The sequence below is a fragment of the Ruegeria sp. CDSA033 genome, assembly GCF_059612305.1.
Genome location: NZ_JBXWQI010000017.1, coordinates 22433 through 47584 on the forward strand (window position 1 = coordinate 22433; position 25152 = coordinate 47584).

27 protein-coding genes and 1 tRNA gene are annotated in these 25152 nt (G+C 53.1%); 6 read left to right on the forward strand and 22 right to left on the reverse strand.

Annotation, left to right across the window (positions count from 1 at the left end; genetic code table 11):
* Positions 1–298: 298 nt before the first annotated feature.
* Together AC2FLA_RS18045 and AC2FLA_RS18050 are read left to right on the forward strand one after the other, a co-directional pair.
* Positions 299–1018, forward strand: coding sequence for a hypothetical protein (locus tag AC2FLA_RS18045; RefSeq protein ID WP_496724107.1), 720 nt, complete (start codon positions 299–301; stop codon positions 1016–1018).
* Between the two features lie 144 nt (positions 1019–1162).
* On the forward strand, positions 1163–2137 hold the full coding sequence (locus tag AC2FLA_RS18050) for a reverse transcriptase family protein (RefSeq protein WP_496724109.1): 975 nt from the start codon (positions 1163–1165) through the stop codon (positions 2135–2137).
* Between the two features lie 77 nt (positions 2138–2214).
* On the opposite strand, the gene AC2FLA_RS18055 is transcribed toward AC2FLA_RS18050, so the two are convergent.
* Positions 2215–2559 (reverse strand): hypothetical protein, encoded by a 345-nt coding sequence (locus AC2FLA_RS18055; RefSeq protein ID WP_496724111.1) that lies wholly within the window; start codon positions 2557–2559, stop codon positions 2215–2217.
* 453 nt (positions 2560–3012) lie between these two features.
* The gene (locus AC2FLA_RS18060; RefSeq protein ID WP_496724113.1) at positions 3013–3945 is read right to left on the reverse strand and encodes a hypothetical protein; all 933 of its coding nucleotides are present in this window, start codon (positions 3943–3945) and stop codon (positions 3013–3015) included.
* 347 nt (positions 3946–4292) lie between these two features.
* On the opposite strand from AC2FLA_RS18060, the gene AC2FLA_RS18065 reads away from it, so the two are divergent.
* Positions 4293–4937: a recombinase family protein gene (locus AC2FLA_RS18065; RefSeq protein WP_496724115.1), complete on the forward strand. Its 645-nt coding sequence runs from the start codon at positions 4293–4295 to the stop codon at positions 4935–4937.
* A gap of 39 nt (positions 4938–4976) precedes the next feature.
* Here AC2FLA_RS18065 and AC2FLA_RS18070 read toward each other — a convergent pair whose 3' ends face one another.
* From AC2FLA_RS18070 to AC2FLA_RS18085, 4 genes are all read right to left on the reverse strand, one after another.
* On the reverse strand, positions 4977–6020 hold the full coding sequence (locus AC2FLA_RS18070) for a hypothetical protein (protein WP_496724117.1): 1044 nt from the start codon (positions 6018–6020) through the stop codon (positions 4977–4979).
* A gap of 92 nt (positions 6021–6112) precedes the next feature.
* A complete protein-coding gene (locus AC2FLA_RS18075; protein WP_496724119.1) occupies positions 6113–8791 on the reverse strand; it encodes a DNA polymerase in 2679 nt (892 codons plus the stop codon).
* Positions 8792–9103: 312 nt separating this feature from the next.
* On the reverse strand, positions 9104–9997 hold the full coding sequence (locus tag AC2FLA_RS18080) for a hypothetical protein (RefSeq protein ID WP_496724121.1): 894 nt from the start codon (positions 9995–9997) through the stop codon (positions 9104–9106).
* A gap of 1371 nt (positions 9998–11368) precedes the next feature.
* Positions 11369–11860, reverse strand: coding sequence for a hypothetical protein (locus tag AC2FLA_RS18085; protein WP_496724123.1), 492 nt, complete (start codon positions 11858–11860; stop codon positions 11369–11371).
* A gap of 54 nt (positions 11861–11914) precedes the next feature.
* Here AC2FLA_RS18085 and AC2FLA_RS18090 point away from each other — a divergent pair, with 54 nt between their 5' ends.
* Both AC2FLA_RS18090 and AC2FLA_RS18095 read left to right on the forward strand, forming a co-directional pair.
* On the forward strand, positions 11915–12619 hold the full coding sequence (locus tag AC2FLA_RS18090; protein WP_496724125.1) for an ArsR/SmtB family transcription factor: 705 nt from the start codon (positions 11915–11917) through the stop codon (positions 12617–12619).
* Positions 12620–12701: 82 nt separating this feature from the next.
* Positions 12702–13145: a YqfO family protein gene (locus AC2FLA_RS18095; RefSeq protein WP_496724126.1), complete on the forward strand. Its 444-nt coding sequence runs from the start codon at positions 12702–12704 to the stop codon at positions 13143–13145.
* A gap of 53 nt (positions 13146–13198) precedes the next feature.
* On the opposite strand, the gene AC2FLA_RS18100 is transcribed toward AC2FLA_RS18095, so the two are convergent.
* From AC2FLA_RS18100 to AC2FLA_RS18130, 7 genes are all read right to left on the reverse strand, one after another.
* A complete protein-coding gene (locus tag AC2FLA_RS18100; protein ID WP_480704865.1) occupies positions 13199–14380 on the reverse strand; it encodes a tyrosine-type recombinase/integrase in 1182 nt (393 codons plus the stop codon).
* A 99-nt stretch (positions 14381–14479) separates the two neighbouring features.
* Positions 14480–14554 (reverse strand) — tRNA-Phe (locus AC2FLA_RS18105).
* A 79-nt stretch (positions 14555–14633) separates the two neighbouring features.
* Positions 14634–14816: a DNA gyrase inhibitor YacG gene (locus AC2FLA_RS18110; RefSeq protein WP_496724129.1), complete on the reverse strand. Its 183-nt coding sequence runs from the start codon at positions 14814–14816 to the stop codon at positions 14634–14636.
* Positions 14813–15835: a ribonuclease E/G gene (locus AC2FLA_RS18115; protein WP_496724131.1), complete on the reverse strand. Its 1023-nt coding sequence runs from the start codon at positions 15833–15835 to the stop codon at positions 14813–14815. Before AC2FLA_RS18115 ends, AC2FLA_RS18110 begins: the two co-directional genes overlap by 4 nt.
* On the reverse strand, positions 15832–16410 hold the full coding sequence (locus AC2FLA_RS18120) for a Maf family protein (protein WP_058279387.1): 579 nt from the start codon (positions 16408–16410) through the stop codon (positions 15832–15834). The genes AC2FLA_RS18115 and AC2FLA_RS18120 overlap by 4 nt, the downstream gene beginning before the upstream one ends.
* A gap of 11 nt (positions 16411–16421) precedes the next feature.
* Complete coding sequence (gene infA, locus AC2FLA_RS18125) at positions 16422–16640, reverse strand: translation initiation factor IF-1 (protein ID WP_005978431.1); 219 nt, start codon at positions 16638–16640, stop codon at positions 16422–16424.
* A 91-nt stretch (positions 16641–16731) separates the two neighbouring features.
* Positions 16732–17607 (reverse strand): carbon-nitrogen hydrolase family protein, encoded by an 876-nt coding sequence (locus AC2FLA_RS18130; protein ID WP_496724133.1) that lies wholly within the window; start codon positions 17605–17607, stop codon positions 16732–16734.
* 443 nt (positions 17608–18050) lie between these two features.
* Between AC2FLA_RS18130 and AC2FLA_RS18135 the strand changes: the two genes are divergently transcribed.
* A complete protein-coding gene (locus AC2FLA_RS18135) occupies positions 18051–18464 on the forward strand; it encodes a CHAP domain-containing protein (protein ID WP_472723014.1) in 414 nt (137 codons plus the stop codon).
* A 138-nt stretch (positions 18465–18602) separates the two neighbouring features.
* Here the strand turns inward: AC2FLA_RS18135 and AC2FLA_RS18140 are convergent, their stop codons facing one another.
* The 9 genes from AC2FLA_RS18140 to murA form a co-directional block, all read right to left on the reverse strand.
* Entirely contained in the window at positions 18603–19196 is a 594-nt protein-coding gene (locus AC2FLA_RS18140; RefSeq protein ID WP_496724135.1) for a GNAT family N-acetyltransferase, read from the reverse strand.
* Positions 19189–19587: a ketosteroid isomerase-related protein gene (locus tag AC2FLA_RS18145; RefSeq protein ID WP_496724137.1), complete on the reverse strand. Its 399-nt coding sequence runs from the start codon at positions 19585–19587 to the stop codon at positions 19189–19191. The genes AC2FLA_RS18140 and AC2FLA_RS18145 overlap by 8 nt, the downstream gene beginning before the upstream one ends.
* A gap of 2 nt (positions 19588–19589) precedes the next feature.
* On the reverse strand, positions 19590–20042 hold the full coding sequence (locus AC2FLA_RS18150; RefSeq protein ID WP_058275393.1) for an arsenate-mycothiol transferase ArsC: 453 nt from the start codon (positions 20040–20042) through the stop codon (positions 19590–19592).
* A gap of 3 nt (positions 20043–20045) precedes the next feature.
* A complete protein-coding gene (locus AC2FLA_RS18155; protein WP_496724139.1) occupies positions 20046–20525 on the reverse strand; it encodes a UPF0262 family protein in 480 nt (159 codons plus the stop codon).
* Positions 20526–20610: 85 nt separating this feature from the next.
* Positions 20611–21408 carry a hypothetical protein gene (locus AC2FLA_RS18160; protein ID WP_496724141.1) on the reverse strand — a complete coding sequence of 266 codons (798 nt, stop codon included), beginning with the start codon at positions 21406–21408 and terminating at the stop codon, positions 20611–20613.
* 123 nt (positions 21409–21531) lie between these two features.
* Positions 21532–22833 carry a histidinol dehydrogenase gene (gene hisD, locus AC2FLA_RS18165; protein ID WP_496724143.1) on the reverse strand — a complete coding sequence of 434 codons (1302 nt, stop codon included), beginning with the start codon at positions 22831–22833 and terminating at the stop codon, positions 21532–21534.
* 60 nt (positions 22834–22893) lie between these two features.
* Positions 22894–23361, reverse strand: a complete 468-nt coding sequence (locus tag AC2FLA_RS18170; RefSeq protein ID WP_496724145.1) for a GNAT family N-acetyltransferase — start codon at positions 23359–23361, stop codon at positions 22894–22896.
* Positions 23362–23404: 43 nt separating this feature from the next.
* Positions 23405–23881 carry a DUF2948 family protein gene (locus AC2FLA_RS18175; protein ID WP_058275388.1) on the reverse strand — a complete coding sequence of 159 codons (477 nt, stop codon included), beginning with the start codon at positions 23879–23881 and terminating at the stop codon, positions 23405–23407.
* The gene (gene murA / locus AC2FLA_RS18180) at positions 23878–25146 is read right to left on the reverse strand and encodes a UDP-N-acetylglucosamine 1-carboxyvinyltransferase (protein ID WP_496724147.1); all 1269 of its coding nucleotides are present in this window, start codon (positions 25144–25146) and stop codon (positions 23878–23880) included. Before murA ends, AC2FLA_RS18175 begins: the two co-directional genes overlap by 4 nt.
* Positions 25147–25152: the final 6 nt, after the last annotated feature.

Genomic DNA, 25152 nt, shown 5'->3' on the forward strand with positions numbered 1-25152 from the left:
TTAAGAAAGCCAGTGCGAAAACAACTTAAGGCAGGCTGGACACGTGCCCGCAGAGACGATGACACCAAATTGATGAGAGATGTCGAGGCAGCCCTCAGAGCCGTTGATGCGCTGAGTGGTTTGTTGGAGAAGGCTTACGCAATCAGAGTGGTTGCCGACTATGAGCCAGAACGGGAAGTAAAATTTGACGGCGCGGACCGGTTCTCACTCAATGAAGTCGAAATAACGTCCGCACATGGTTGGCGTTCTAAGTGTGATACATTTTGCGCTGAAATAAGTGTAGCTTGGAAACAGGTAAATGTTTGATAAACATAAAATAAATTCGGTCACAATGGAACTTGGTCTTTCGCTCATTGGTGACCCAATCGACGATCCTGACGTGGACGGCGGCGCTATTATTTTCATCCGATCCGATGCGGGCACTTCAGCAGCTACAAACAGGTTGGTCAAAAAGCTAGAAAGCAAGTTGGCGGCCGAAGGGGTATTGGCCAAGATCGTAGCCCCAAATCAAGGTGTTGAGAAGACTGAAGCTTTCCTTGTCGCATCTCTTAAGGCTGCCCTGCCTGAGTTAGAATTAGATGTGACATTGGCAACAGGAACAAACAGCGCCGCCGCTTGGGTAAACCTGCCAGCCGAAGTCGACGAAGACACTAAAAACAAAATCGAAGGTACAGTTCAAAGGTTTCTCAACCAATTGGAAGTCGACGATGCCATTGTCAAATTCAGCGCTGAGAAAAATTACCCTTCGCCAACGGCCTGCTTGCGTGTTTTGCGACGTAACGCGCCATGTAGTGTCGAGGAGCTAACACAACACTTACACCTTCCGGGCTTCGACCCAATCGGCTTAGCAGACGTAAAGAGGTTTCTAGAGACAGCAAGGCGTAAAGGTCAGGTTATTCGTAGAGAGGATGGAAAATATATACTTACATTGCAGTCCCTTATGACCTTGGGGAGCAAGCGGAACCGGTTCAGTCCGGATGTTTCACGGGCACTTGCGTTGCCGCGTCTTGGAACTTAGATTTGTGACGTGGGAACCTCGGGCGAAGGTGTGTATCACACCTGTTTGCCGAGGCTAAACGATAGAAGGTTCCGCCATCTTCGATTGGCGCTCCTTCAGATCGCCAATCGAAGATGGCGGTACTTATGAAAGGTTACTTTGCTAATGAGGTTCCCACACCCCGATTTTTCAGAGCTTTGCCTATTCGCGCAGAATCCCGGCACTTTAATCAAAGCGCTTGGCAGTTATGCGGACGAAGATGAGCGCAAACTAATAAATGAGTACTGCGCAAAAGGGTTGCCACCAGTTACTTCTGTTGCGTCATTGTCAGTTATGACAGGGTTCAATCCGGGATTCATTTGGTCGATAACCTCAAGACCTAACAAGCACTATAGAACTTTTTCGATTCCAAAAGGAAAAGGACTGCCTCCTCGCACGATCAATGCTCCAAAAGTTGGGTTGAAGGCAATTCAAACTTGGCTTTCTAGGAATTGGGTAAAAAAATTTGATCATCACCCAAATTCATTTGGCTTTATTCCAGGAAACTCACACGTTCATGCCGCCAAGTGCCATCTGGGTGCAGAGTGGGTCATATCAGTTGACGTCGAGAATTTTTTCCCTTCGATTCAGAAAGATAGAGTTTTGAATGCTCTACTTAATCTTGGGTATGAAGCGGGCAGCGGACCACAACTTTTGTCCGATATCTTGTGCTTTAATGAAGCATTATCTCAAGGATCACCCGCCAGCCCTGTTTTGTCGAATATTGTGCTCCAACAACTAGACGAACGCCTATCGAACCTCTCTGTGGAAACCGAGACGGTATATACTCGGTACGCGGATGATATAGTGTTTTCGGGCAAAGGGAGCCTTCCCGAGGAATTGTTGGCACGCATAGTCAACGAAGTCGCCAGTGATGGATGGGCTGTATCGAACGACAAAGTTTACTCTGCCACCCTACCTAAAAGGCTAAAAGTTCACGGTCTTTTGGTTCACGGTGATTCAGTCAGGCTCACGAAAGGATATAGAAACAGAATTCGTGCCTATAGACACCTTTTAGCTCAGGGGAAGATTTCAAACGAAGATTTGAAATCAGTACTCGGACACATCTCTTATGCAAACTATGTCGAGAACCTTAAGTGAGGAAACATAGTACCCATCAGATATTGGGCAAATGCAAATCTGTTAAACGAAACCTGAGCTAGACCGCCTAATTTTTCTTAGCGCAGAACCGAAGTCATCTTAGCATAACCATGCTCTTCCGGGGCAGCATCCAGGTAGGCCGTGAGGTCTTCGGAGTTCTGAAAATACCGAGTCATCATTTTGTGCTCTAACTCTTTATTTTTTATTATCTGAGCAGTTTCGGGATCTCGCTTCATCTCTTCTAAAACGGTTAGAGCAGCATCAGTTGGTTTAGTGTGGTAGCTGTAATGTAGCTGTCCCGGTTTTAGTGTTTTTCCAAGAATTAAAAGGTCCCCAGGGGGCTGCCTAATTGCAGGGTAGGTTACAACTAATGTCAAATCTGATATTAGCCCCTGATACTCAAGCCAAGCGTGCGAAATCATTACGTCATCAGTACCGTCATTAACGTAACCAACTATTGGTAGCGTTGGGATACCTAGCCAATTGAAAGGTATCGGTGAAGTGTTGCCGTAATCTGATAACACCCCCCTGAAAATTTATTAGGGAAAACAAAGCGGTCAAATAATTTGATCGCAGTTTCTCCAACAACCCGAGCGTCACCGCTGGTCGTCTCCAAAAAAGCAGCTTTCGCCCTTTCATACGCCTCAGCTCGTCGTTTTGCTTGACCCATTCCTAACCTCAAAAAATCCTGGCATCTCTCCGGAAAGAACATCTAGCCTGATTGTTCAAGCAAAAATAACCCCTAAACATCTTAGATCTATGCTCAGGATTCTTGTGCAGAACCACAGGCTCCAGCCAAGGCCGCAGGACCCGTATTGTCACAAATTACTTGCCAGACCGTCTTATTGCTGGTGATACCAAGAGAACATAAAAACCTAGGCAACCACATCGTCCTCAACCACAAAGCTTCGTTTAACCAGAGCTTTGAGTTCTGGCGTCGCTTTGACCCCAGGTATACCTAACTCGTTAAAAATTGCGGGAATATTCGATGTAGAAATAGCAGGCAGATCGGACCGAACCTTTAATCTGCCAAGAATGTGTTCTTCAGAGTTTCCCCCTCTTGATAATTCGGCATCTAGGGTAGTCACGATCCTCAAGATAACTTCGGTAAAACCCAAAACGCCATTGAAACTTAATCTGACGGGCTCGTCCAAATTTGCACGATGGTAGGTTGGCACAAAATCCATCCCAAGAGACGCTTCGTTTGCGAGTGGGATAAAAACAGATTGAGCGCCGAAAAGCTTTCCTTCACAAAGCTTACCCCGGTGTAACAAGACATTGCGTAGCTCCTTAAAATACCTAAAACATTTCAATAAGTTATCCAATTTTTCGAAGGAGTACTTTTTCGAGCTTACCAGTGATGGATAGATTGCGTCTCGAATAACTGAGCTTTCGTCAAACGCCATTTCGGCCACTGCGTATCGAACACCGCTTGTTTCAGATGGGTTAGTAGGAAATTGAAGTTTGATCGCAAGATCTGGGCGCTCCATTGTTCCCGTTATTCTCTCGCACCAGTATTCATAGATCGAAACTATTCCAATTAAGTATAGCTCTGCGACATTGTGCAGTTGTTCGCTCCAACTTGTTTCCTTAAATGCCTTTAGCAAATCCGCAGAACTCCGCGTGTTAGGAGCATCATTATATTTCTCCCTCAGGTAATTTGGAGAAACATTACAATTTGTTGCAACTTCACCTGAAATCGTCTTTCTGAAGTTCCACAGGGCACTACACATAGGAAGGGCAATGTCGTTCAGCCTGACAATCTCGCTGTGAAGATCGTTTGAGCACTCGAAGAAGTATTTTTGCATAAGACTATGTCGGCCCGTTTCCAAGGATGTCAGTTTTCTTCCACCTAAACGAGATCATCTTTTCACCCTAGGGGGTGTAAAAATAAAGGAAAGGTTGTGTTCTTACAGCTACAACAACCAAAAGTAAGGTAAGTATTTGTGCTCCGTACCTGCGACTTCACGGACAGGGCCGAGAACATCTCCTTTTTTTGACAAGAATACATTGATGAGGATCAACACCAGGCTCGGGTCCCTCGTTTTTTTCCATTCCTAGATTGCCGCACTTTTCCCTTCCGTTGCCCACCGATCCGAAAAATCCGACCCCTTCTACGACAAACCAACGTTTGTCGGTGACGGAGGGATGTGGCATGGCCGAATATGTTGTCTATTATCGGGTTTCGACCGAACGGCAGGGACGCTCCGGTCTCGGGCTGGAAGCACAACGGGCAATGGTCGAGCAATTCCTAACACCCGCCGATCAAGTGATAGCGGAGTTCACCGAAATCCAATCTGGCAAGCGTGACGACCGGGCCGAGTTGTGGAACGCCATCAACCTTGTGAAGAAGACCCGGTCCAAGCTGCTGATCCCGAAACTGGACAGATTTTCCCGGAAGGTGTCGTTCATCTCCGGGATCATCGACCAAGGAATTGAACTGGTCGTCTGCGAACACCCAAACGTCTCAACGTTCTTCCTGCACCTGTTGGCCTGCTTTGCCGAGGAGGAACGCCGACAGATATCAGAACGCACTAGAGCAGCACTCAGAGCGGCAAAGAACCGAGGAACCGTCCTTGGTCGAAATGCGCAGGCGTTGGCCGCCCAACGGCAGTCAGAGAAACGAGAATTCTTCAAAACGATCCGCCCCGAGTTCGAACGGGCGTTGACCGAGGCTGGATCGTTTTCAGGCGCGGCACGACTGCTGAACGAACGTGGGGTTACAACGTGCAAGAGTGGCCGCTGGTATCCGCAGACCGTGAAGAACTATGCTGTCTTTCTGAAAATCCATGAATGCTGATAACCAACACCATGCAACCCATGGATATTTCGGATAGTTCTAATGCAGTGTCCCGCCCGGCAGTTCGAAATCCTCCTTAAAGAAGAACGCAGCCTCGTATCGCAGCCAGTCCACCAACTCTTGACAAAGCGTGTGACCTGCCCGACCAGCCTCCCGTGCGTCATCCAAGAAGGAATCCTGCCCCTTTCCAATATTTTCTGGTCGAATGGCCACAAAACGATGCAGCGCTTCGTTGCGCTTGAGCCTCCAAGCATCAATTCGATCAATCAGATCGACAGGATAACTCTGTGCTGCATCAGCCTTGGAACGGAATTCTGAAATAAGCCTACCGAATAGTTCAGGTGGCCTATTCTGACCCATTGCCATCACGAAATGATACAGTATTGCCGAGATAAGACTTTCTTCAATGGCGATAGCTTCGAGCGGGAAGTCGGCCTCAAGAGCCTGTTTTGCGCGGTTCATGGCTGCAAGGAAACCTGCGTTGCGGGACTCAAGTCGACTTCGCGCAGTGTCTAGGTCTTCACCTTCTTTTTTAGCATAAAACCAAACCTCAAAGTTAGAGTATCCGCTCTGCTTTGATGCCTTCACATCGATTTCCCTGATCATCGACCAAAACTGATTATGGAACCTGTTCAATAGGATGTTGGTGAGCACCCAGTCAGCTTTCGGCCAAGAAATGTAAGCAGGACCGCGATCAGTGGCACGATCAGGCAGCAGTTTGCCAAGTTCGCTAATCCATCTTTCATGCACGTAAAGCAGAGTGTTGACATGAATAATCGTCGCCTGCTTGTCCGGATAAAGGTTGGCCATATCCGGTGTCCAATCAATGACGGGTGTCTTTCCCAGTTTAGATGCACTTTCAGGCAGAGTATCGCTTGACCGCTCAATCACATCTTCCAGCAGAAGCTCCATTTCGGGAACGTACGGCGACTGCCTTTTCCTGTCACTCGCCAGACACTGAAACAGGTGTCCACAAAACCAAGTCACATTGAAAATGCCGTCCGTAAAATCAAACTCAAGCTCCTGAAGATAATTGGCATAGACCTCGATCTCGGCCAACACCTCTTTTGAATACGATGTCACGACTATGTCCTTTGGTGGAATGCGGACCGAAACCTATAAACATCGACGCACCGAGAGCAAGAGAGCCTGCAAGATTAGGGACGACGAACTTGTTAACGATCCACAACGCCACCATGAGCTTCCGTCCGAAATCCCGTATCAACTTCTTCCACTGCCAGATCGAACGCAGCTTTCGGCGTTAGGAACTGTTCCACGTCCAGTTCGGGGAATAGCGTCTGCTTGATATCATTCAACACGGCAACAGATTGGGCCGTCCGTGGCACCTGATGCGGCACAAACACTTTTTTCTTCCGGGTGTTGTCCACGTCCATTTTGGTGCATGGAATGTCAAAGCCGTCATTCAGGATTTCGGCCAATTGCTTTGCCTTAAGCTTGAAGTCAGAGGAAATTCCATTGTCGCCCGAAGGATCAAATGTCGCCACGTTGATCTTGTGTGTCCCTGCTTTCCGCAACTTGTGCGCTATGATCAGGTCCCGGCGCAGACGTTTCAGGACACCATCCTCTTTGGCAATGTAAGCACCAGCCGGACCTTGAGCAGCCAGCTTGCCCTCAAAGTACGCCGCCCATGCCCGATAGTCGCTCACGCTTTTGAGACAATGCGCAGCCTGCTTGTTGTAGTCTGCCCAGATCGCCCGAGTGGTGTTGAACTGATCCACAGTGTCCCATGGCTGCGTTGAGAATGCCAAGTGATCGCGGCTTTGCTCGCCTTCGGTTGTGACAGACACGTCGCCCGCTGCCGCTGGTCGCCGCTTCCAGTCAAACTCCATGGACAGCCGCTTGGTCATCGTCTTGTCAACGAAGTCCATGCCCTGTTCATACATCTCCCGGATGCCAGCCCCCATCGTGACGGTCATCGTGTCGGTGGGTTTGCGGTCAAAGAACAGATCGACGATTTTGCCATTCTGCTCTGCCTTGGACAGGATAGCGTCCAGCTTAATGCCGCCCTTGGCCAGTACAACTGTCTCATCCTCTTTGGGCGCCATACCCGTTTCGTCCCAGTCTTCGGGTGCTGACGGCACCAATGTGGCCTGCCCCCGTGTACGCCACCCCACTGGCTGACGGATGATATGCTTGACCTCATAGATGCCCCATTGCCCGGCCAGACCAATTCGGGAGTTCAGGTACTTCCGGCCCAGCGTGCCTTTCGCAGCCTCCCGCATCTGCTCATCCGTGGCCGTGGTCAAAAAGCCATCCGTCGTGACGCTGAAGATTTGCACATCACGAGGCAGAGCATTCATAATCTCACTCAGCACACCCCGGCAGAAGGCCGTAATGAAAGCAGCATAGACCGGGTTGGTGATTTTGCTGGGTTTCAGGGGCTTGGTTTCAGCATCCCTCAGATCGTATATCCGACGTTCCCGAAGACCCTGAGCCGTCTTGCCGTATGTGGAATTGACCAGTTCCTTCCAGAACAGGTTGTGCAGTGTCTTCTTCGGATGCTTGGCCCGCTCCTCAATGCAGTGACGGGCAAATTTCAAAAACGGTTTTTCAGCATGGCCGCCGTATTCCCTGCCGCCATCTTCCCTACGGCTGATAACACGGTCAGAGTTAATCCGCCGCCCCTCAACCAGTTCGATCTTTGCCCCTAGTTGCTTGGCGAGCAGGATTTCACTGATATGGGTGGTGCTGTTGCCCTTGCGGGGGAACAACAATCCATTTTCAGTCCGCACCGGCAGAACCGGATAACGCACATCATCCGGGAACTCAAAATCCACATTGGCAAAGGCCAGGTCTTCGACAGTCAATTCACCGCCGAGCAGTTCTTCGGTGCTGGTGATGTGCGTAATTGTTGACCAGTCCGGCTCGCCGATAAGCGCCATGGCTGATGGATAAGCGCTGGTCAGATCATAGTCATACCAGACCCCCTCGGGTGCCGGACCAAACCAGAACTGCTCATTGCGGCCCCCATGATAACACTCGGTGAAGAAATCTTCGCTCCAAAACAGTTTTTGAACCGTCTTGGCTTCAGTCTTTGTCACATAGCGGCTGTTTTTGTTGCTCCAGTACTTTTCAGTCACTTTCTCCTTCCCGACGATTTCCAGCGGATCGAGCCCTTGGGACAGCCAGTGCTTCTGAATGAGGTCAACACCAATCGAGGTCAGCGTGACAGGCAGCTTGAACTTACCCGTCTTCTCAAAATAGAGCCGGATCATGCGGATGGTGTATTGGGCACAGACCTCTGCATCCCGAATGGCATAATCTCGAAACAGCGGCCAATTGGCGTCCAGCAGTTCTGACATGTTCTCTTTGTAGTGCTGTTCCTGCTTTGGATCGTCGGACAGCTTCATCTTCTCAAAGCCAAGGATTTCCCCCAGCTTGGCAAGGCTTTTGGCACCCGTTGGTGCAAGGGCAATTGTGTCCCGGATTTTGACGTGCAGCCTGATTGGTTTGAGATTTTTACCCCGTTTCAGGCTAACCTCGATATCGTCACTGACATTCATGAACAGGTTACGGACATTCTCCAAGTTCATCGCCTTCCGGGACTTCTCGTCTTTGAAGTCAGAGAACCCCGGCACGTCTGCACGGGTGAAGTGGGCCACCAGATAAACATCTACGGGCAGTTTCAAATTGGGGTGTTTCGTAAATCCATCCCGCAGCGCATGTTCCACGAACTCGGCCAAGGTCAGCCGGTCGTCGTCTGCTGGCCCCTTAGGCAACACAATGCCTGACCAGTGCTGTTCATCCCCTGCGTTGTCCGGTGTGATGACATGACAACTGTATTGGTAGGACAGCACCTGATTGCGAACCTCAGCCAGATCATCTGCATTCACAAATCCCTCCCGCTGGTACTCGGTGTCAAAGCCAATGACGAGGTAACGAATGTGCCGGGAACTTGGTCTGTTCTTAGGATAAAAATGATAGGGCTGAAAAGTGAGTTTGGCTTGCATGGGACCCCAAGTTCAGATCATGATGCTGGAACGTGCCACGATGCCATAACGCCAAAAATGGTAATTGTTAATCCCCTACACCCATACGGCACTTTTACTATTTTTTGAGCTCAGGCGATGGATGCCGCAACCAGCACAAGAAACCGGTTGATTGCCTGACATCCTTGACGGCTCGCCACACAGCCGTTGAACCAATCATTCTTTTTCGATGGACAATCCGAGTGTCTTCGCCACCTGAACAAACCGATCAATATTGCCAACACCCCACTGATTTGAGATGGCAATTTTTGCATCGGCTAGCGCAATGACTTCATCAGGCCTCAAAAAGTGGCGCTTTCGACTGGTTTCAGAAACGATTTTGTTGGCCTCGTCCAGAGTTGCAAACACCCCTGAAGAACCCTGACAGCTCCTTGGAAAAGCTTTCTCCAATATCGAGTACGTTATATCGGGGTTCATTGAGACGTACTTCTTCAATGCCGCCAAAACCAATCGACCCTTCCCGTAAAGTTCACCATCGAACAGATATTTACTGGTATCTTTGATTGAAGCCGCACTTTTGAAATAGCTTTCTGTGACGACGTAGACATTGCCCTTTTCACTTCGAAAACGCTGGATAGTAAGTGCAGCAATCGGAATGTCGTCGTCTTTCGTTGTGTATCCGTTTGCGATCTTGCGAGCCAAGTCTTCGTCGATAGAGCTGCCCACCAATACACCGATCCACTTTGGATTCGGTGAAATCTCATTCGGAATGATGTTTGGGTAGTCGTCTAGAATCCTATCTTTGGTTCCAAGGTAATCCTCAAGCTGATCAAGGTGCACATCCTTAAGTTGGCCGAGCTTGAGTTCTACAACACCAATGTATTCCTGTGCGTAGGTGACGAGCAGATCAATTCGACCATCCGTATCTTTACTTTTCCGGCCTTGCTTCAAAGTTAGCTCTTCGGCAACAACATCGACATCAACGAACGGCTCGTCGAGAGCTAAAACACCCTCATTCTCAACAAGGTAAGCCTCCATTGACAGTTCTCGCCGAAAGTTAAAACGCTCAAGCTGCTCTTCATTGGCAGTGAAGTGCCTAAGAATTTTCATCGAATTTCCTTTGCTTCCAATACCTGTTGAACACTGGTCAGTGTGTTGCTCAAATGACAACTGACACCTGAATTATCCAGAGTGGCAAATCGACCTTTTTACTGGAACGTGCCACACAGCCATATTGGCAAAAATGGTAACTGGTAATCCCCCACACCCATACGGCACATTTACTATTCTTGCTTATACCCGATTGCACTGCCGTGGGAGTATTTGCCCCGTTTCTCGTGTCTTAGGGGGTATTTTCCCGAAGTTGCCGTAAACCCAAATATCTCTCAGAATTCCGACCAAGTTTCGATCTGCGCCCCCTAAATAGACCATACGCAGACACACACCGCACACGACAACACACATCGCCACATTACACACAGCTCGTAGCTCTCTTGTATCAGGAACGCGATACAAACCACATATAGACAGCCCGAAGCGTCATGCGATCAGAAGGTACTTTCCGCCGGATGGTGACGAACCGAATTCAGTAGGCCAGCAGACATGACGTCATCGAATAGTAGGGTCAGGAGACAGCGAAAGCGGGGGAAAGATGAAAGCCCCCATGAGAGAGCCAGAGCAAATAATTGTCATTACGAGACGGGGTAGTGCCGTCGCCGAGCTAGCCCAGCTGCTATCCACGCAAAGCTAGCATATCGGTCCGCTGTTTAAGCAGCACGTAGGCTGAGACCGGATAACCGCCAGCCGTGCTTTGAAAAAGCAATCGTGTGTGGATGGTATGACAGAGCCCACGGGTTCGTCGGACTTCTCCTCAACGGATAGGAGAAGTATGTCCAAAATCCAAATTGATCAAAAAGGATTAACATTCGCGCAGCGAATGTCTTGCGAAGCAAGCGATTGGCCAAACATTAATACCCATCGCAAGCAGTTGGATAACAGGTCGCTGGACAACTTCACTTCGTGAAGTACTTCGTAAGTGCTAGCTTGATTCAACTGGTTGGTTGGGCTGGCCGGGGTAAGTATTTGGTCCCATGGCATTCAATCTGGTGGTTGTCAGGACCGTGATGGAATGATGATTGCCGTCCATTGCTACCATCCGGCTACTATTTGGCTAACCAACTTCACTTCGTGAAGTGCTTCGCATGTGCCTGGTGATCTTGGATCAATGGTAGCTGGCTGGATGATGATCTTGATCCCATTGCTATCCATTCTGGACCTGACAGACCCCGGTGGGATCAACACTTGCCACCCATCGCTATCATCTAGCTAACGCTTGGCTGGCCAACTTCACTTCGTGAAGTGCTTCGCATGATTTGGGTGTTGTCGCTCGTGAATTGGACCGCATGGAAGGTAAAAAGTCCCGTTGCGTTCAAATCGAATGCCAACGGGACCAAATAAAGTTCTCAAAGCAACCGGCAGATGTCACTTTCCGAACCGGCTGCGGATGGCTGTTGCAGCGGTCTCAAGGACAGCATCCAACTTGCCGTCGCTCGTCAGGCTTTTCAGCTTTTCGAGGTTTTGTACTACGTCTTCTGCATCCGTGCATTTGATCGCTGACAGTCCCGGAGACAGTTCCAGCGAGGCTTTGCCGTACCTCGGCGAGATGAACCAATCCCCTTTACTCGACTGCCAAACCCAAGTGCTCTTCGCCGGGTTGCTGCCTTCCCCTGCCGCCATTCCGGCCAACTGCTTGTCGATGGCAGCGATGAATTTCTGACGACGCTGATGGGACGGCTGGGTCGTCTTGGGCTTTTCTGCTGCTTCCAGATTGAATTGTTTTTCAAGTGCCATTGAGGTCTCCTTTGCTACCCCAACGGTGTCCCTTGGTTCACTATTGCAGACAACAGGGCTTGGAAACTGAGCACAGCGACTTGGTGGAACGACAAACTTGAAGCAAAGCAACTCTTCGTTCATTGGCGAACTGTTCCGTCAGTGTGTTCAGATGTGAATTGGGCTAAGCTCGTTTTCATGACCATCGAACCCAGACTGGACATTATCGGCGCTGCACTGGCCGACCCCAGCCGCTCACGCATTCTGTGCGAGCTGATGGATGGCCGGGCATTCACAAACAAGGAGTTGGCCTGTGCTGCCAGTGTCAGCCCGCAAACAGCAACCGCACATCTCAAGCAACTTGAATCGGCTGGATTAACGTCTTCATTGCGCAGTGGACGGCACGTGTATCACCGGATCGCCAATGAAGACGTTGCTGGCGTTCTTGAAAAACTGGCCAGCCTGTCACCAACCGATCATCTCCACCGGAACAGCAAGGCTACTTGCGACACACGTCAGGCCCGCAGTTGCTATAACCACATAGCAGGGCGGCTCGGCGTTTTGATGACGGATCGCTTGATTGCCATGGATGTACTGATCGTAAACGCCGACAGTGTTTCTTTTGGCCCCAACTACCACAGCTTCCTAGACAAAATCGGGATTGAGGTTCCGGCCACATCACCCAACAAACCAACTGTAAGACTGTGCCTCGATTGGACAGAGCGGCGTCACCACATCTCGGGTCCATTTGCCACCACGATAATGAAAAAAGCTCTTGATGCAGGATGGCTTGAACGACGTACAGGCAGCCGAGCATTGACCATTACTGATAAAGGATTTGGCGCTTTCAAGCGTATTTTCGGCCTGAGCAGAACGGAACTGCAAGCCTCAGCCCAAGTATGATTGTTCGGTCGATACCGAACCGTCTTTTGTCCCAGATCGAATAAAAGCGGATATCCCGGAAGCCTCATAGCCGGAGAATTCCATGACACTTCCCAAGCTTCACAATGATCGGTTTGTCCCAGAACAAGGATTGAGGGTTATCGTCCAAGTGCCCGATACCCACGTGCAAAGGATCGTCGATTCTGTTTTGGCCATCGACACCCTGAAATACGGTGATTACGACAGCGTCACATTCAAGACAGCATCCGGAATACAACAATTCAGGTCGCTTGGCAGTGGACGAAACATTGCAACCGACAACACTGTCGAAGTGCCGTGCGTCGAACTGTCATTCTTTCTTACCCACGATGAAGAGCAGGCTGTGCAAGTGCTCAAATCAATTTATGCATCACACCCCTACGAAGAACCTGTTGTTTTTGTGGAGCCGTGTCTGAGGGCAACGCACATCAGGGGCATGGACGAAGACAATCCCAATAGGTTTTGGAACGGGCATGCTGAAGAGTGGGTGCCGAAGGAACACCGGTAGCCCAAGAGACAGGGATGCAGTGAAACCAAAGCTGAGCATTACACCGCCCAGCTTCACTCCCTGTGCTGCAAATTCTCAATGAGCTCTTTGGTCGGGGCCATGTTCTTAAGATAGAAACGCTCCAACTGATCAACCGACGTTCCAGCGTTTGTGGCAAGGGTGTGGAGGTTGACCTTCCCATTCGACCCTCTGAGCCGTGCTTGGATCGCATAGTGCCTCAGAGAGTACGGTGACAGCTTCCGGTCCTCATCCAGCAGATCGGCCTTCTCCAAAATATGGTTGAAGATACGTCTGGCCGTACTGATGGCCGTTCGACGATTTGGATATTCCGGCATCCAGACATAGGCATTCTTGTCGGGGCCGCTCTCTTCAAATGGATTTATGGTGCCTTGATACATAGGCACTGCTATCGGCATAGTGACACTTTTCCGGCCACCTGTCTTGCCGCCCCGTACATTCAGTTCCAAATGCGCAGGATTACCCTTAATCTGAATGTCTTTGTGCTTTAGGCCGAATAGCTCTCCCTCGGTCGGACGCAGAAAGGTGTGAACCACAAAACTGAACATCTTGGTATGGTGGCCAGTGATCTGAACACCACGAACTTTTTCTCTTTTCTTTACACATTGGTTGGCTGCTCTAATGAACCGTTCGTATTCATCGTCGGTGAAAGCATGTCGGGGTGAATCAACGGTTTTCTGCTTCGGCGTCACCGGCAGCACATCCAGCAGACCGTCTTCCACAGCCAGCGTCAAAACCTTACGAATGATGAAGACGTGCTTCGACTTGGTTGAATCCGCCAAGCGCTTTGGCCGGTTCTCATCAAGGTGAATCAGGTAATCCCGAACCATCCCCGTGTTGATCTTGGTGACATCGTATTTGCCGAAATAGCAGATCAGACCGTCCTTGGATCGGTTCAGCAGCTTGTTGTCACCGTCCGACCACTTCGACTTGCCCTTCTGTACAGCCATCAGCTTTTTGGCGTAGTGCTCAAAGCTGGTGGCTTTCTTCTTGGCATGGTCGCTGTTGGCCTTGCTGCGGTAGGTATCAGCAAACTCATAAGCCACTTCAATGGCTTCGAGCCGTGATTCTTCCTTGGACGAGCGATGGACATACTTACCCGCTATCGGGTCTCTGAATCGAATATACCAATAAGGGCTGCGGCCCGTCCGATAGATCGCCAGACCTTTTCGGAGATGTTTCAGCTTGGAGATTTGGTTTTTTGAATCTTTGGCCAAGGTCAGCCCGTCGGAAGAGTGTATAACTGTGTATAACTTTTACGACTGAAAATCTGAACTCTCAACGATCAAATTTTACCAATTATATCAGTGATTTAATGGTGCCCGGGGGCGGAATCGAACCACCGACACGAGGATTTTCAATCCACTGCTCTACCCCTGAGCTACCCGGGCACGGGAACGGCGTTTGCCGTTGGGTGGAGGCCTTCTATGACTTGCCACAGGCAGTGTCCAGAGGCTTTTTCACATTTTTTCAATGTGAACGTTGTTGCTCTGCTTCGGGATCGGAAACTTCTGTTTCAACGTCCTCTTCCCGCTGCGATGGAACCGCGTAGGACCCGTTCAGCCACTTGGCCAGATCAATATCAGCACACCGTTTCGAACAGAATGGCCGAAACTCGGTTACAGACTTTTCTGCGCAGATCGGGCAGCTCATTTCAGCACTTCCGACAACGGGATACGGCCGCGTTTGCGCTGTAGCTCGTAGTGGCCAAGAGGGGTCCAACCTGCCAGCGTGGTTTCGACCGAATCTGCCTTCAACGCAGCGCGCAGAGAGGCCTCGAACCCACGGCGATCCTTTTTGGGCATTGGTGCCAGATCCAGAGTGATTTGCCCCCCCAAACCGCGAACGCGCAGGGCACGTGCAAGCCCCTTGGCGCAGGCGAAATTGACCTTGGTTCCGGCCGCCATCGACGTGTCGGACCCGGTGTTGACATCCACAGCAACCAAGGCCCGGGTGGGCTGAATATATAGATGGCCGCCTCCGGGCAGTGGCTCAGAAATACCACGCGCCACGTCCAATGCGTCCAATACACCATGCGTTTTGAAACTACCCGGCTGTGTCACAACCTCAGCCGGGTCGGTCCAGTCGCGCCAGGCCAGAACATGGGGTCCATCACCTTCCAGCAGCAGCTCGGGCTCAGTTCCCGGCTCGTTCAAAACCTGATCCGCATGGGCCAGCATCGCACCGATATCTTCGGCGATTTCAGCCGCACCTTCGCCCTCACAACAGGACCGCAGGATCAGGCCATAGCTGCTGCCCTCCATGCTCTCATGAGCGATTTCAAGAAGGCGGTTACGCTCATCTTCGTCGTGGATGGAACGTGAGATATTCAAACCGGGCGCATCAGGCGTGACGATCGCATAGCGGCTTTTGAACAGAACCCGATCGGTCACTGGCAGCGCCTTACCGGGTTCGGCATAGCCCGTCACCTGAACCAACATCAGTGCACCGGGTGCGAGCCCTTTGACCTGTCGTAAAAAGGCTGGACCGTCAGGCGTGGTCAGGAACATGCCACCCTGCCCTTTGACCGGTCGGTCGGCACGGGCACGATAAATCGTACCCGGCGCGGGCGCGTCAGCTGCAATCAGGAAATCGTCCAGCTGACCGTCGACCATAAGGGCGGCAGCTTCGCGGTTTTCGATGTGATCCAGAACAATGGTTCGACCCTTCATGACACCTCACGATACAGGGGATAGCCGATGCCTTGCAAAAGCGCGGCAGTCTCGGACAGGGGGAGCCCCACGATGCCGGTAAACGAACCAGAAATCCAAGGGATGAAAGCCCCGGCGGGGCCTTGAATGGCGTAAGCGCCCGCTTTGCCCTGCCAGTCTCCGGTCGCCAGGTAAGCGTTGATTTCTACGTCTGACAGACGTTTGACCTTGACCTGAGACACCACATCACGTTGCAGAACGCGGTCCCCGCACCGTACAGCGACCGAGGTGATTACGCGGTGCCGCCGACCGGACAAAGCATGCAGGAATTCAGCCGCCTGGCCCGCGTCTTCCGGTTTTCCCAGAATACGGCGACCCAGTGCGACAGTGGTATCCGCGCAAAGAGTTACATCGTCGCCATCGGCCTGTACCGCCTGCACTTTTGCCCGCGTAATGCGATTGCAATAGGGCACCGGCAGCTCACCTTTCAGCGGCGTTTCATCAATGTCGGGTGCACGGATGGCATCGGGCTGCACGCCAAGCTGGGCCAACAGGTCCAACCGCCTTGGGCTGCCCGATCCTAAGATAAACGCCATTGCGGCAGGCGTTACTTGAAGCGGTAGTTGATCCGACCCTTGGTCAGATCATAGGGGGTCATCTCGACCTGAACTTTGTCGCCGGCCAGAACACGGATGCGGTTCTTGCGCATCTTGCCTGCCGTATGTGCGATGATCTCATGGCCGTTTTCCAGCTCGACCCGAAACGTCGCATTAGGCAGGAGTTCCTTCACGACACCGGGAAATTCGAGCGTATCTTCCTTGGCCATGTTGTCTCCACATTTAAGTTGCACCCGCAGAATCTGCGGGGATGTGCGCCTAAATGAGCCTATTTTGGCCCTATTTCAAGGGCGGAATCACCTATAGGGCGGATATTGTGACCGAATCGACTCGGGGTGATTGCTCATCCCAATGAGTTCGGTTGAGGACATGGCCATCGGAACGCACACAGGCGATGGCCGACATGTCGACCTCAGCATAAGTCCAGCCGGGTTGGTTCAGGGTGCCTTCGGCCAGCACTCCGGTCGCGGGAAAGCCCTTGTCCGGTGGACCAAATATACCGCCAGTGCCGGTATTCATATCAACGGCTTCGGACCAATCATTAGCGCCAACCAAGGACGACATCACCGTAACGCATTGATTTTCTAATGCTCTGGACATCGCGCCGATACGCACACGCCAATAGCCTGACAACGCCTCGGTGCAGGATGGGACAAGGATAAGTTCTGCCTCGCTGAGAGCACGACCCAACAGCGGGAACTCACTATCGTAACAGATCAGCACCCCGATTTTGCCCAGCGCAGTATCGAACAGCTTCAGCGGGCCGCCAGGGGCAATATCCCACGACTCGCGTTCGAACCGGGTCATGATCTGTTTGTCTTGGTGGTCCTGTTTGCCATCTGGGGCATAGAATGCCGCCCGGTTCACAGGTCGACCGGGGCCATCCACAACCGGGGCCGATGCGCCCAGAATGTACGCCTTGTACTCCTGTGCGAGGCGCTGGTGCAGGTTTTGCACTTCCTCCATCCGATCCGAGACCGCGTGGATTGACCGCTCCAGATCACCCGCCACCTCGGCCCCGTCGAGCGTAGATAGCTCCATCGCGCCATATTCAGGAAAAACCAGCAGGTCCGCCCCCTGCCCCGCAGCGTCCGAGACCCAACCATCCAGCTTGTCCTCATACTGCGCCCAACTGTCGAGCCAATCGAGGTTATAGGCGGCAGTAGCAACTTTCATGGGCTATCCTTGCGGTCCAAACTCGGGCGAATTTAAGTGTGAGTTCGCGGTCTGTATAGCCCCATCCTGTCAACATGTGTATTGAACGAACAACTCCACTGTGAGCCCAGCGCTGACTTCTTGTTCAAGCGCAACATCCATCACAACGAGTGCATATGCGACTTCCATTTAAGCCACTGGGTTAATAACGGCACAGGGAGCTGGCAAAATCTTGCGTGAGAATTGGCAGGCCCCTTTTCATTTTCGGTCAAATCATCGTAGAACCCCGTTAGTCTTCGAACCGGCAATGAAGCATCTTGGAATACAGCGCCCACAAAACAAACACGATTTGGCCGCGCCTGTCCGGCACCGCCCGAACCGCGATTGCGGTGGGAATTTGTTGTATTGTCTCCGCCTGCTCCGAGCGTCCAACCGATGCGGACCTCAATCCGGAACGTCAGTCAATGGCTTTGCGGGAGGTCGCGCAAAAGCAAGCCCGGGGGCAAAGGGTGTGGTGCGTTCCCTACGCACGGAACCTCAGCGGCATCCAAATTCGTGGCAACGCCAAGGATTGGTGGGGAAGGGCGCGCAGTACATTTGAACGCGGCAATGAACCAGCTGTCGGTGCTGTGATGTCGTTTCGGGCAACCCGCGGAATGCCCCTGGGTCATGTGGCTGTCGTGTCGGATATTGTCACGGACCGGGAAGTTATTGTGAATCACGCCAACTGGCACCGAAACAAGGTATCGTTGAAAATGGGCGTCAGGGACGTATCCAAACGCAATGATTGGACCTTGGTCCGTGTTGAAACCCAACCGGGCCGGTATGGCAATTTCTACCCAGTGAACGGGTTTATCTATCCGAAAGATGACGGGTAGCTCAGTTTCTCTTCGCGTCCACCGCGAGGCATCGGAATGCGCCACGAGCGTTTCCTGCTTCGGCCGTGAATCGCGGGCACTTACCGTTTGCGCGGGGATGCAGAACGTCGATATCGTCCACAGAGAACAGAAAACTATCTATAAATCCCGCATCCAAAACTGCAGTCGCTTTGCTGTTTCGCCCTCTTCGCCAACATCCTTCCAAGAAAACTGCGCGATCACACCACGTAGCGGTTCGTATCCACGCGCGTGCCAGAAGGCATCCAGGGGGCGATAGTTTTCCGGACGCATCGGGTGATCAACAGGGCGCTGCACGCTGCAAAAGGCGCATTTTCTGAAGCCCAGCTTGCGTGCGTGTTCCTCGCGAAGGTCAAAGAACTTATGGCCAACTCCCTGCCCTCGATAATCCGATAAAAGGACAGACTCGGCGCAATAGAAGACTTCGTTCAGATCCAGACCAGAGCCATCAAAGGCGGCAGCGAAATCATCAGCGTGGTCGGTCAGTGGGGCACCGGTCGAAGCGCCTATCAGGCGGTCTCTATCAAATGCCCCGACCACGATAGCCTTATCGCTGTCCCGGTAGGACTGAAGGTACTTCCGCTCGTATTTTATGTCGCCGTCATACAGATATGGCCACGCCCGAAACACCTGGATCCGCAAACGCGCCACGTCGTCCAAGGCATCCGTCAGCGCCGCCCCGGTCAGGGAACGAACAGACGTGACCTCAGCCATTTGAAACCTGCTTGGTCCAGTCGGCAAGGTTGTAAAAGGTGGTGACGCGGGTGATCTTGCCATCCTTCAGGTCAAAGAACGATCCGGCCGGCAGGCGATAGGTCTGGCCATGCGCATCGGGCAGACCTTCGTCGGTTTCCAGATAGGTGCCGTTCACAGTGAACTCTGCCGCAGCACGAGTACCGCCTGCGGCCTCAAACACCACGATATCCGTTAGGTGTTCCTTGTAGCAGCGGTTCATATGGGCGCAAAAGGCCGTGAATTTTTCCTTACCGGTGCGGATCTGGCCTTCGTTCACGTGATGCGCCACATCATCGGACAGGCAGGCCAACATGCCGTCGACGTCACCGGCGTTGAAAGCGTCGAAATAGGTTTTGACGGTCTGGTTCATGGTCACTCCGTAGGTTCGCCCCAGCGGCCTTTCAGATGCTGAATGATCTGGTCGCGGGTCTGTCGGTAGTGAATTAACTTGTCCGCGCGGCTTTCGCCCAGTCCGGTAGGGTCCATTATTGGCCAATAATCGACATCCAGGTGAAAAATTCGCGTCAATTCCAGCGCCTGGCGTTGACTGGCCGGCGACAACGCAACGATCAGGTCGAACGAGCTGAGGTCGTCGCCCCATTCCTGCATTTCATCAAACGAGCGTGACCGATGACGGGACAGTTCAACGCCGACTTCTTGGCAGACGGCGATGCAGAACCCGTCAATCTCAAGGTCATTTCGCACACCGGCGGATTGTACGTAGGTGCCGGTGCCGTAGAACTTTTTCATGAGCCCTTCGGCCATAGGGGACCGAACCGCGTTATGGTCGCAACAAAACAGGACCGACTGCGGCAAAGGCTTCACGCGTCAGCCCCCGAAATGCAGCACGCAGATCAGCGTGAACAAACGGCGTGCGGTATCGGTGTCGATGTCAGCCTTACCTTCAAGACGTTCTTGCAAGACGCGGCTGCCTTCGTTGTGGATGCCGCGACGGGCCATGTCGATGGTTTCGATCTGGCTGGGCGGCAGAGTTTTCACCGCGTTGAAATAGCTTTCGCAGATCTGAAAATAATCTTTGACCACTTGCCGGAACGGCCCCAGCGACAGGTGAAACTCAGCTGCCTTCTCCTCGGCCTCGGTGGCGATGTCGAAGACCAGCCGCTTATCGCGGATCGACAGCTGCACACGGTATGGTCCATCAGGCGCCACTCGGTCATCGCGCGCCGGCAGCGCAAAGCTGTTTTCTTCCAGCAAATCATAGATCGCAACCTTACGCTCCTGCTCGATCTCGGGGGTCGGCGGAGGCAGGTTTCGGTCGTCTAGTTCGATGTGCGAGATACGAGTCATGAGGCGTGGTCCGTTCAGGTCGGCACAGACTTATAGCAACAAAATTGAATGGGCAACGCACACGGACCAATTCCTGACAAACTCGCTACAAAGGGTGATCCGAAGGGTCAATTCCGTGCTTCAACAACAATGTGTCGACAAGCGAGCCTTTGGCGATTTCACGATCCATAAAAATCTTCCGAAACCAAGATCCAAAGAAATGCACGGACATCTTATTCTGCCAGTCCAGAAACTCGAGCGCCGACATATCCGGATCATTCCAGTACTTTCTGTACCTGAGAGGGATCGCGTAAAGCTCGGCGCGGGCAGAACACATTTCATGTTCCGGCGTGTCATAAATGTAGTGGAAGAACAAAGGTGGCCCAAAGGTCGAAAGCGGCAAACTCCAGACAGTTGATCTGCCGAATATGTCGATGTAGCTCTTTCGCCGATCCTCTGTCCACCAGGGCGGAACAAGGTCACTGTCGAAAGCGAAATCACACATTTTTTTCAAGGCCGGACTGTCGCTTGGCAAGGCAACAACACCATTCATCATACGTCGGCGTTTCAAATTCGCCTTTGGAAACAAGTAACCCTGGTTGGTCTCGAATGGTCTGTTTGCGTAAGCATCGGCATCCACCCAGATGTAGTCAGTATCCTGCATAAGCTTAAGACGGAACAGATCCGCATGAACGGCAACGGATCGGGCGACCGGGTCGCGGTAAATCTCGGACGTATCAAAAATTTCGCGTGCGTCGCGCGCCTCGATGTAATCGGGAATATCCTCGAGGTCGCCATAGTGGTAGACGATCGGCTTCTGGTCCACATCCGCGAAGGACTTCAGGCACAAATGCTCCAGAAAACTAAACCGTTTGCCGATCCAGAGTGTTGCCACGCGTTCCAAGTCTGGCTCCTTTGTGCCGGGTCGTCTTGCGGCTAGGGCGCCGTTGAACACCCATTTTTTTCAAGCCCAATCCCTGAAGCCAATACAGGTTCACAGCAGGTGTGACCCCATAGCCATAAACCTTCAGCCATTCAGGCGCTTCAGCCGCGCCGTGACAGACAGCCCATGCGCCTCAAGGCTTTCGGATTGTGCCAGTTGCTCAGCTGCTGGTCCAATCGCACGCAGGGCCTCCGGCGTCATCTGGCTGAGCGTCGTGCGCTTGAGGAAATCCATCACACTGAGACCGGAGGAGAAGCGGGCCGAACGGGCCGTCGGCAGCACGTGGTTGGGGCCGCCAACATAGTCTCCAATGGCCTCGGGCGTGTACTGGCCCAGGAAGATCGCACCAGCGTGGACGGTCTTGGCGCTCAGCGCGACCGGGTCGGCCACGCACAGCTCAAGGTGTTCGGGCGCGATGCGGTTCGACAATGCTGCTGCCTCGTCCAGATCACGCACGGTGATGATCGCGCCGAAATCACGCCAACTGGCCCCCGCGATGGCGCGGCGTTGCAGGGTTTCGAGGCGTTTGTCGACGGCTTTGGCGACGGCCTGTCCAAACCCGGCGTCATCTGTAATCAGAATCGACTGCGCGCTTTCGTCATGTTCAGCTTGGCTAAGCAGATCCAACGCGATCCAATCGGGATCATTATCCTTGTCGGCAATCACCAGAATCTCGGACGGGCCAGCAATCATGTCGATGCCAACCTTCCCGAACACGCGGCGCTTGGCAGCGGCGACAAAGGCGTTGCCCGGCCCGGTGATCTTGTCTACGGGCGCGATACTTTCCGTTCCATAGGCCAGTGCGGCAATCGCCTGTGCACCGCCAACACGATAGACCGTATCCACACCGGAAAGCCGCGCCGCCAGCAGGACCAGCGGGTTCACCTGGCCGTCCGGCGTTGGCACAGCGATGGCCAGACGCTCGACCCCGGCAACCTTGGCCGGGATCGCGTTCATCAACACTGATGACGGATAAGATGCTAGCCCACCGGGCACATAGAGACCGGCAGCCGACACTGCAGACCAGCGCCACCCAAGCGTTGCGCCTGCTTCATCGGTCCACGCGTGATCCTCAGGCATCTGCCTTTCGTGATAGGCCCGGATACGGGCAGCAGCCAATTCCAGCGCGGCCCGATCTTCGGTCGAGACCTGATCCACAGCCTCAGTGATCTGTTCTGCGCTGAAGGCCAATGTTTCGGGCGTCAGTTCCAGCCGGTCAAACTTGGCGGTCAGCTCGATCACCGCAGCATCGCCACGGTTCCGCACGTCATCGATAATCCCGGCGACGACGGCATCCACATCCGGGCTGTCCTCGCGCTTGGCGGACAATAGTGTTTTGAAGGCGGTCTCGAATTCAGACGACGTCGTGTCGAGGAAAACAGGCATGTTCTGGCACTCCGGAGCGTTTGATCGGGACATACCGCCCAGATGGGCCGGCCTCAACCCTCAGTCCTGTAGGTGCAGCGATTTGCGCATACTCAGACAGGACACGTCATTGCGCTGACTGCATCTTCCGGTGGCTTCCCAGCCGTGCCGCGCATAGAAACCCTGTGCCGTTCGGGTGGCTTCAAGCCGTCCCTCGGTACAGCCAAGAGCGATAAGTTCCTGCTCAAGCGTCTTCAACAAAGCACCGCCAATACCGCAACCAATGTGACCTGGATCGATATACAAAAGCGTGATTTCTCCGGCTTCGGTCAGCCCACCGGCTGCCGCAGGCTGTCCATTATTCTCAGCAAGCCAGATTTGTGCGCCGTTCCTGATCCAACCCCTGATCGTCGCCGGATCTTTGTTTGCGACCCATTGTGCGATCAACTCAGGATCATCCTGATGGTCCGCCGTGCAAAGCTTGGTAATTGACCGAACCAGAACACGGCTCAGATCGAACACGTCGAAAACGGTCGCACGGCGCAGCACCAGACCCTGGGGGGGTCCGGTGAATGCCTGCGCTATGCCGCGCTTATTCCGGATGGTGCGGTGCCTGACCGGATGGGGCCTGATACGGCCGGGTCACGTCCTTGAGGGTGACATCCAGCGCCTCGACCGACAAGCGGATCGTACCGTCTCCCGCCAGTGTCAGCATGATCTGCCCGGCACCGTCTTCGCCCGCTTCGAAATCAATCGACAGCAAGGACATCACCATTTCCTTGTCGCCGCGTTCGACCCCTTGGCTCGCCACAGACAGCACTGAATCGAAAACCAGAACCGACTGTACCCGTTCAAACGGGCGGTCGCGGCGGGCGGCGGCATCCTTGTCTTCCCAGCGGAACCGGTTCAGCAACAGGCCAAAGCGACGCTCAGAGGGCCGCCACGTCATCTCGGTGATTGGGAAAATCGCATCCTGCGCTAGGGTCGAGATCACCTGAAGGTCATCGGCGTCCTCGGCCCCCAGATTCAGTGGGGCTTCGCGTCCGTCTTCGAAACTTGCATCTGTCATTGGCCTTTGATCCGTTCAATCTTTGCGCCCACGCCTTCCAGCTTACGCACCACATGTTCATATCCGCGGTCCAGATGATAGACCCGACTGACTGTCGTTTCCCCTTCAGCCGCCATTCCGGCCAGAATCAACGAGACTGAGGCCCGCAAATCCGTCGCCATTACCGGCGCGCCCTTCAGGCGTTCAACCCCGGTCACGGTCGCCGTACCACCGTGCACTTCAATATTCGCGCCCATGCGTACCAATTCCGGGGCATGCATAAAGCGGTTCTCAAAGATACGTTCTTCCAGAACTGAGGTACCTTCGGCCGTGCACATCAGCGCCATCATCTGCGCCTGCAAATCCGTCGGGAAACCGGGGAACGGCTCGGTCACCACATCCACAGCGTTGACACGTCCGTTCTTACGGGCAACCTTCAGGCCATTTGGGGTTTCTTCGACATGCACTCCCGCCGCATCCAACTTGGCCGCAAAAGATTCGACCAAAGCCATCCGACCACCCAGCAGCTCAACTTCACCGCCGCACATGGCCGGGGCCAACATATATGTGCCCAGTTCTATCCGGTCGGTCACCACCTGATGCGTTGCTCCGTGCAAGCGATCAACGCCCTGAATCTCAATGGTCGAGGTCCCCGCACCCGAAATTTGCGCACCCATCTTGCGTAGACACTCAACCAGGTCGACAATCTCAGGCTCGCGCGCGGCGTTCTTCAGAACGGTCGTGCCTTTGGCCAGCGTGGCGGCCATGACGATGTTTTCGGTCGCGCCCACCGAGGCGAAGCGCATCTCATGCACTGCGCCTTTCAGCCCACCGGGGGCTTTGGCGTGCAAGTAACCGTCTTTAAGCTCGATCTCGGCGCCCAGCGCCTCAAGACCTTCGACATGCAGGTCCATCGGCCGCGCACCGATGGCACACCCCCCCGGCAACGACACAACGGCCTGTCCAAAACGCGCCAGCAAAGGACCCAGCACCAGATTGGACGCCCGCATCTTGCGCACGATCTCATAATCCGCCGTCTGGCTGGTCAGGTCATGGCTGGACATCGCCAGAACCTGCCCATCCTGCAGAGAGGACACTTCGGCCCCGAGCGATTGCAACAGCGCAGTCATTGTTTTGATGTCACTAAGTCGCGGTGCATTGGTCAGCGTCAGCGGTTCTTCGCTGAGCAACGTTGCGGGCATCAGCGTCAGGCATGCGTTCTTGGCCCCCGCAATCGGTATCTGACCGTTCAGCGGCCCGTTGCCCGTTACCAAAATCGAATCCATCTGCTC

Bases quoted from the DNA above. Each gene is read 5' to 3' on its own strand.
- AC2FLA_RS18045 (WP_496724107.1), top strand. From the start codon at position 299: ATGTTTGATAAACATAAAATAAATTCGGTCACAATGGAACTTGGTCTT.
- AC2FLA_RS18080 (WP_496724121.1), bottom strand. From the start codon at position 9,997: ATGAAAATTCTTAGGCACTTCACTGCCAATGAAGAGCAGCTTGAGCGT.
- AC2FLA_RS18115 (WP_496724131.1), bottom strand. From the start codon at position 15,835: ATGAAGGGTCGAACCATTGTTCTGGATCACATCGAAAACCGCGAAGCT.
- AC2FLA_RS18155 (WP_496724139.1), bottom strand. From the start codon at position 20,525: ATGACTCGTATCTCGCACATCGAACTAGACGACCGAAACCTGCCTCCG.
- infA (WP_005978431.1), bottom strand. From the start codon at position 16,640: ATGGCCAAGGAAGATACGCTCGAATTTCCCGGTGTCGTGAAGGAACTC.
- AC2FLA_RS18140 (WP_496724135.1), bottom strand. From the start codon at position 19,196: ATGGCTGAGGTCACGTCTGTTCGTTCCCTGACCGGGGCGGCGCTGACG.
- AC2FLA_RS18110 (WP_496724129.1), bottom strand. From the start codon at position 14,816: ATGAGCTGCCCGATCTGCGCAGAAAAGTCTGTAACCGAGTTTCGGCCA.
- AC2FLA_RS18175 (WP_058275388.1), bottom strand. From the start codon at position 23,881: ATGACAGATGCAAGTTTCGAAGACGGACGCGAAGCCCCACTGAATCTG.
- AC2FLA_RS18095 (WP_496724126.1), top strand. From the start codon at position 12,702: ATGACACTTCCCAAGCTTCACAATGATCGGTTTGTCCCAGAACAAGGA.
- AC2FLA_RS18050 (WP_496724109.1), top strand. From the start codon at position 1,163: ATGAGGTTCCCACACCCCGATTTTTCAGAGCTTTGCCTATTCGCGCAG.
- AC2FLA_RS18090 (WP_496724125.1), top strand. From the start codon at position 11,915: ATGACCATCGAACCCAGACTGGACATTATCGGCGCTGCACTGGCCGAC.
- hisD (WP_496724143.1), bottom strand. From the start codon at position 22,833: ATGCCTGTTTTCCTCGACACGACGTCGTCTGAATTCGAGACCGCCTTC.
- AC2FLA_RS18085 (WP_496724123.1), bottom strand. From the start codon at position 11,860: ATGAACGAAGAGTTGCTTTGCTTCAAGTTTGTCGTTCCACCAAGTCGC.
- AC2FLA_RS18065 (WP_496724115.1), top strand. From the start codon at position 4,293: ATGGCCGAATATGTTGTCTATTATCGGGTTTCGACCGAACGGCAGGGA.
- AC2FLA_RS18130 (WP_496724133.1), bottom strand. From the start codon at position 17,607: ATGAAAGTTGCTACTGCCGCCTATAACCTCGATTGGCTCGACAGTTGG.
- AC2FLA_RS18055 (WP_496724111.1), bottom strand. From the start codon at position 2,559: ATGATTTCGCACGCTTGGCTTGAGTATCAGGGGCTAATATCAGATTTG.
- murA (WP_496724147.1), bottom strand. From the start codon at position 25,146: ATGGATTCGATTTTGGTAACGGGCAACGGGCCGCTGAACGGTCAGATA.
- AC2FLA_RS18060 (WP_496724113.1), bottom strand. From the start codon at position 3,945: ATGCAAAAATACTTCTTCGAGTGCTCAAACGATCTTCACAGCGAGATT.
- AC2FLA_RS18145 (WP_496724137.1), bottom strand. From the start codon at position 19,587: ATGAACCAGACCGTCAAAACCTATTTCGACGCTTTCAACGCCGGTGAC.
- AC2FLA_RS18135 (WP_472723014.1), top strand. From the start codon at position 18,051: ATGGCTTTGCGGGAGGTCGCGCAAAAGCAAGCCCGGGGGCAAAGGGTG.
- AC2FLA_RS18120 (WP_058279387.1), bottom strand. From the start codon at position 16,410: ATGGCGTTTATCTTAGGATCGGGCAGCCCAAGGCGGTTGGACCTGTTG.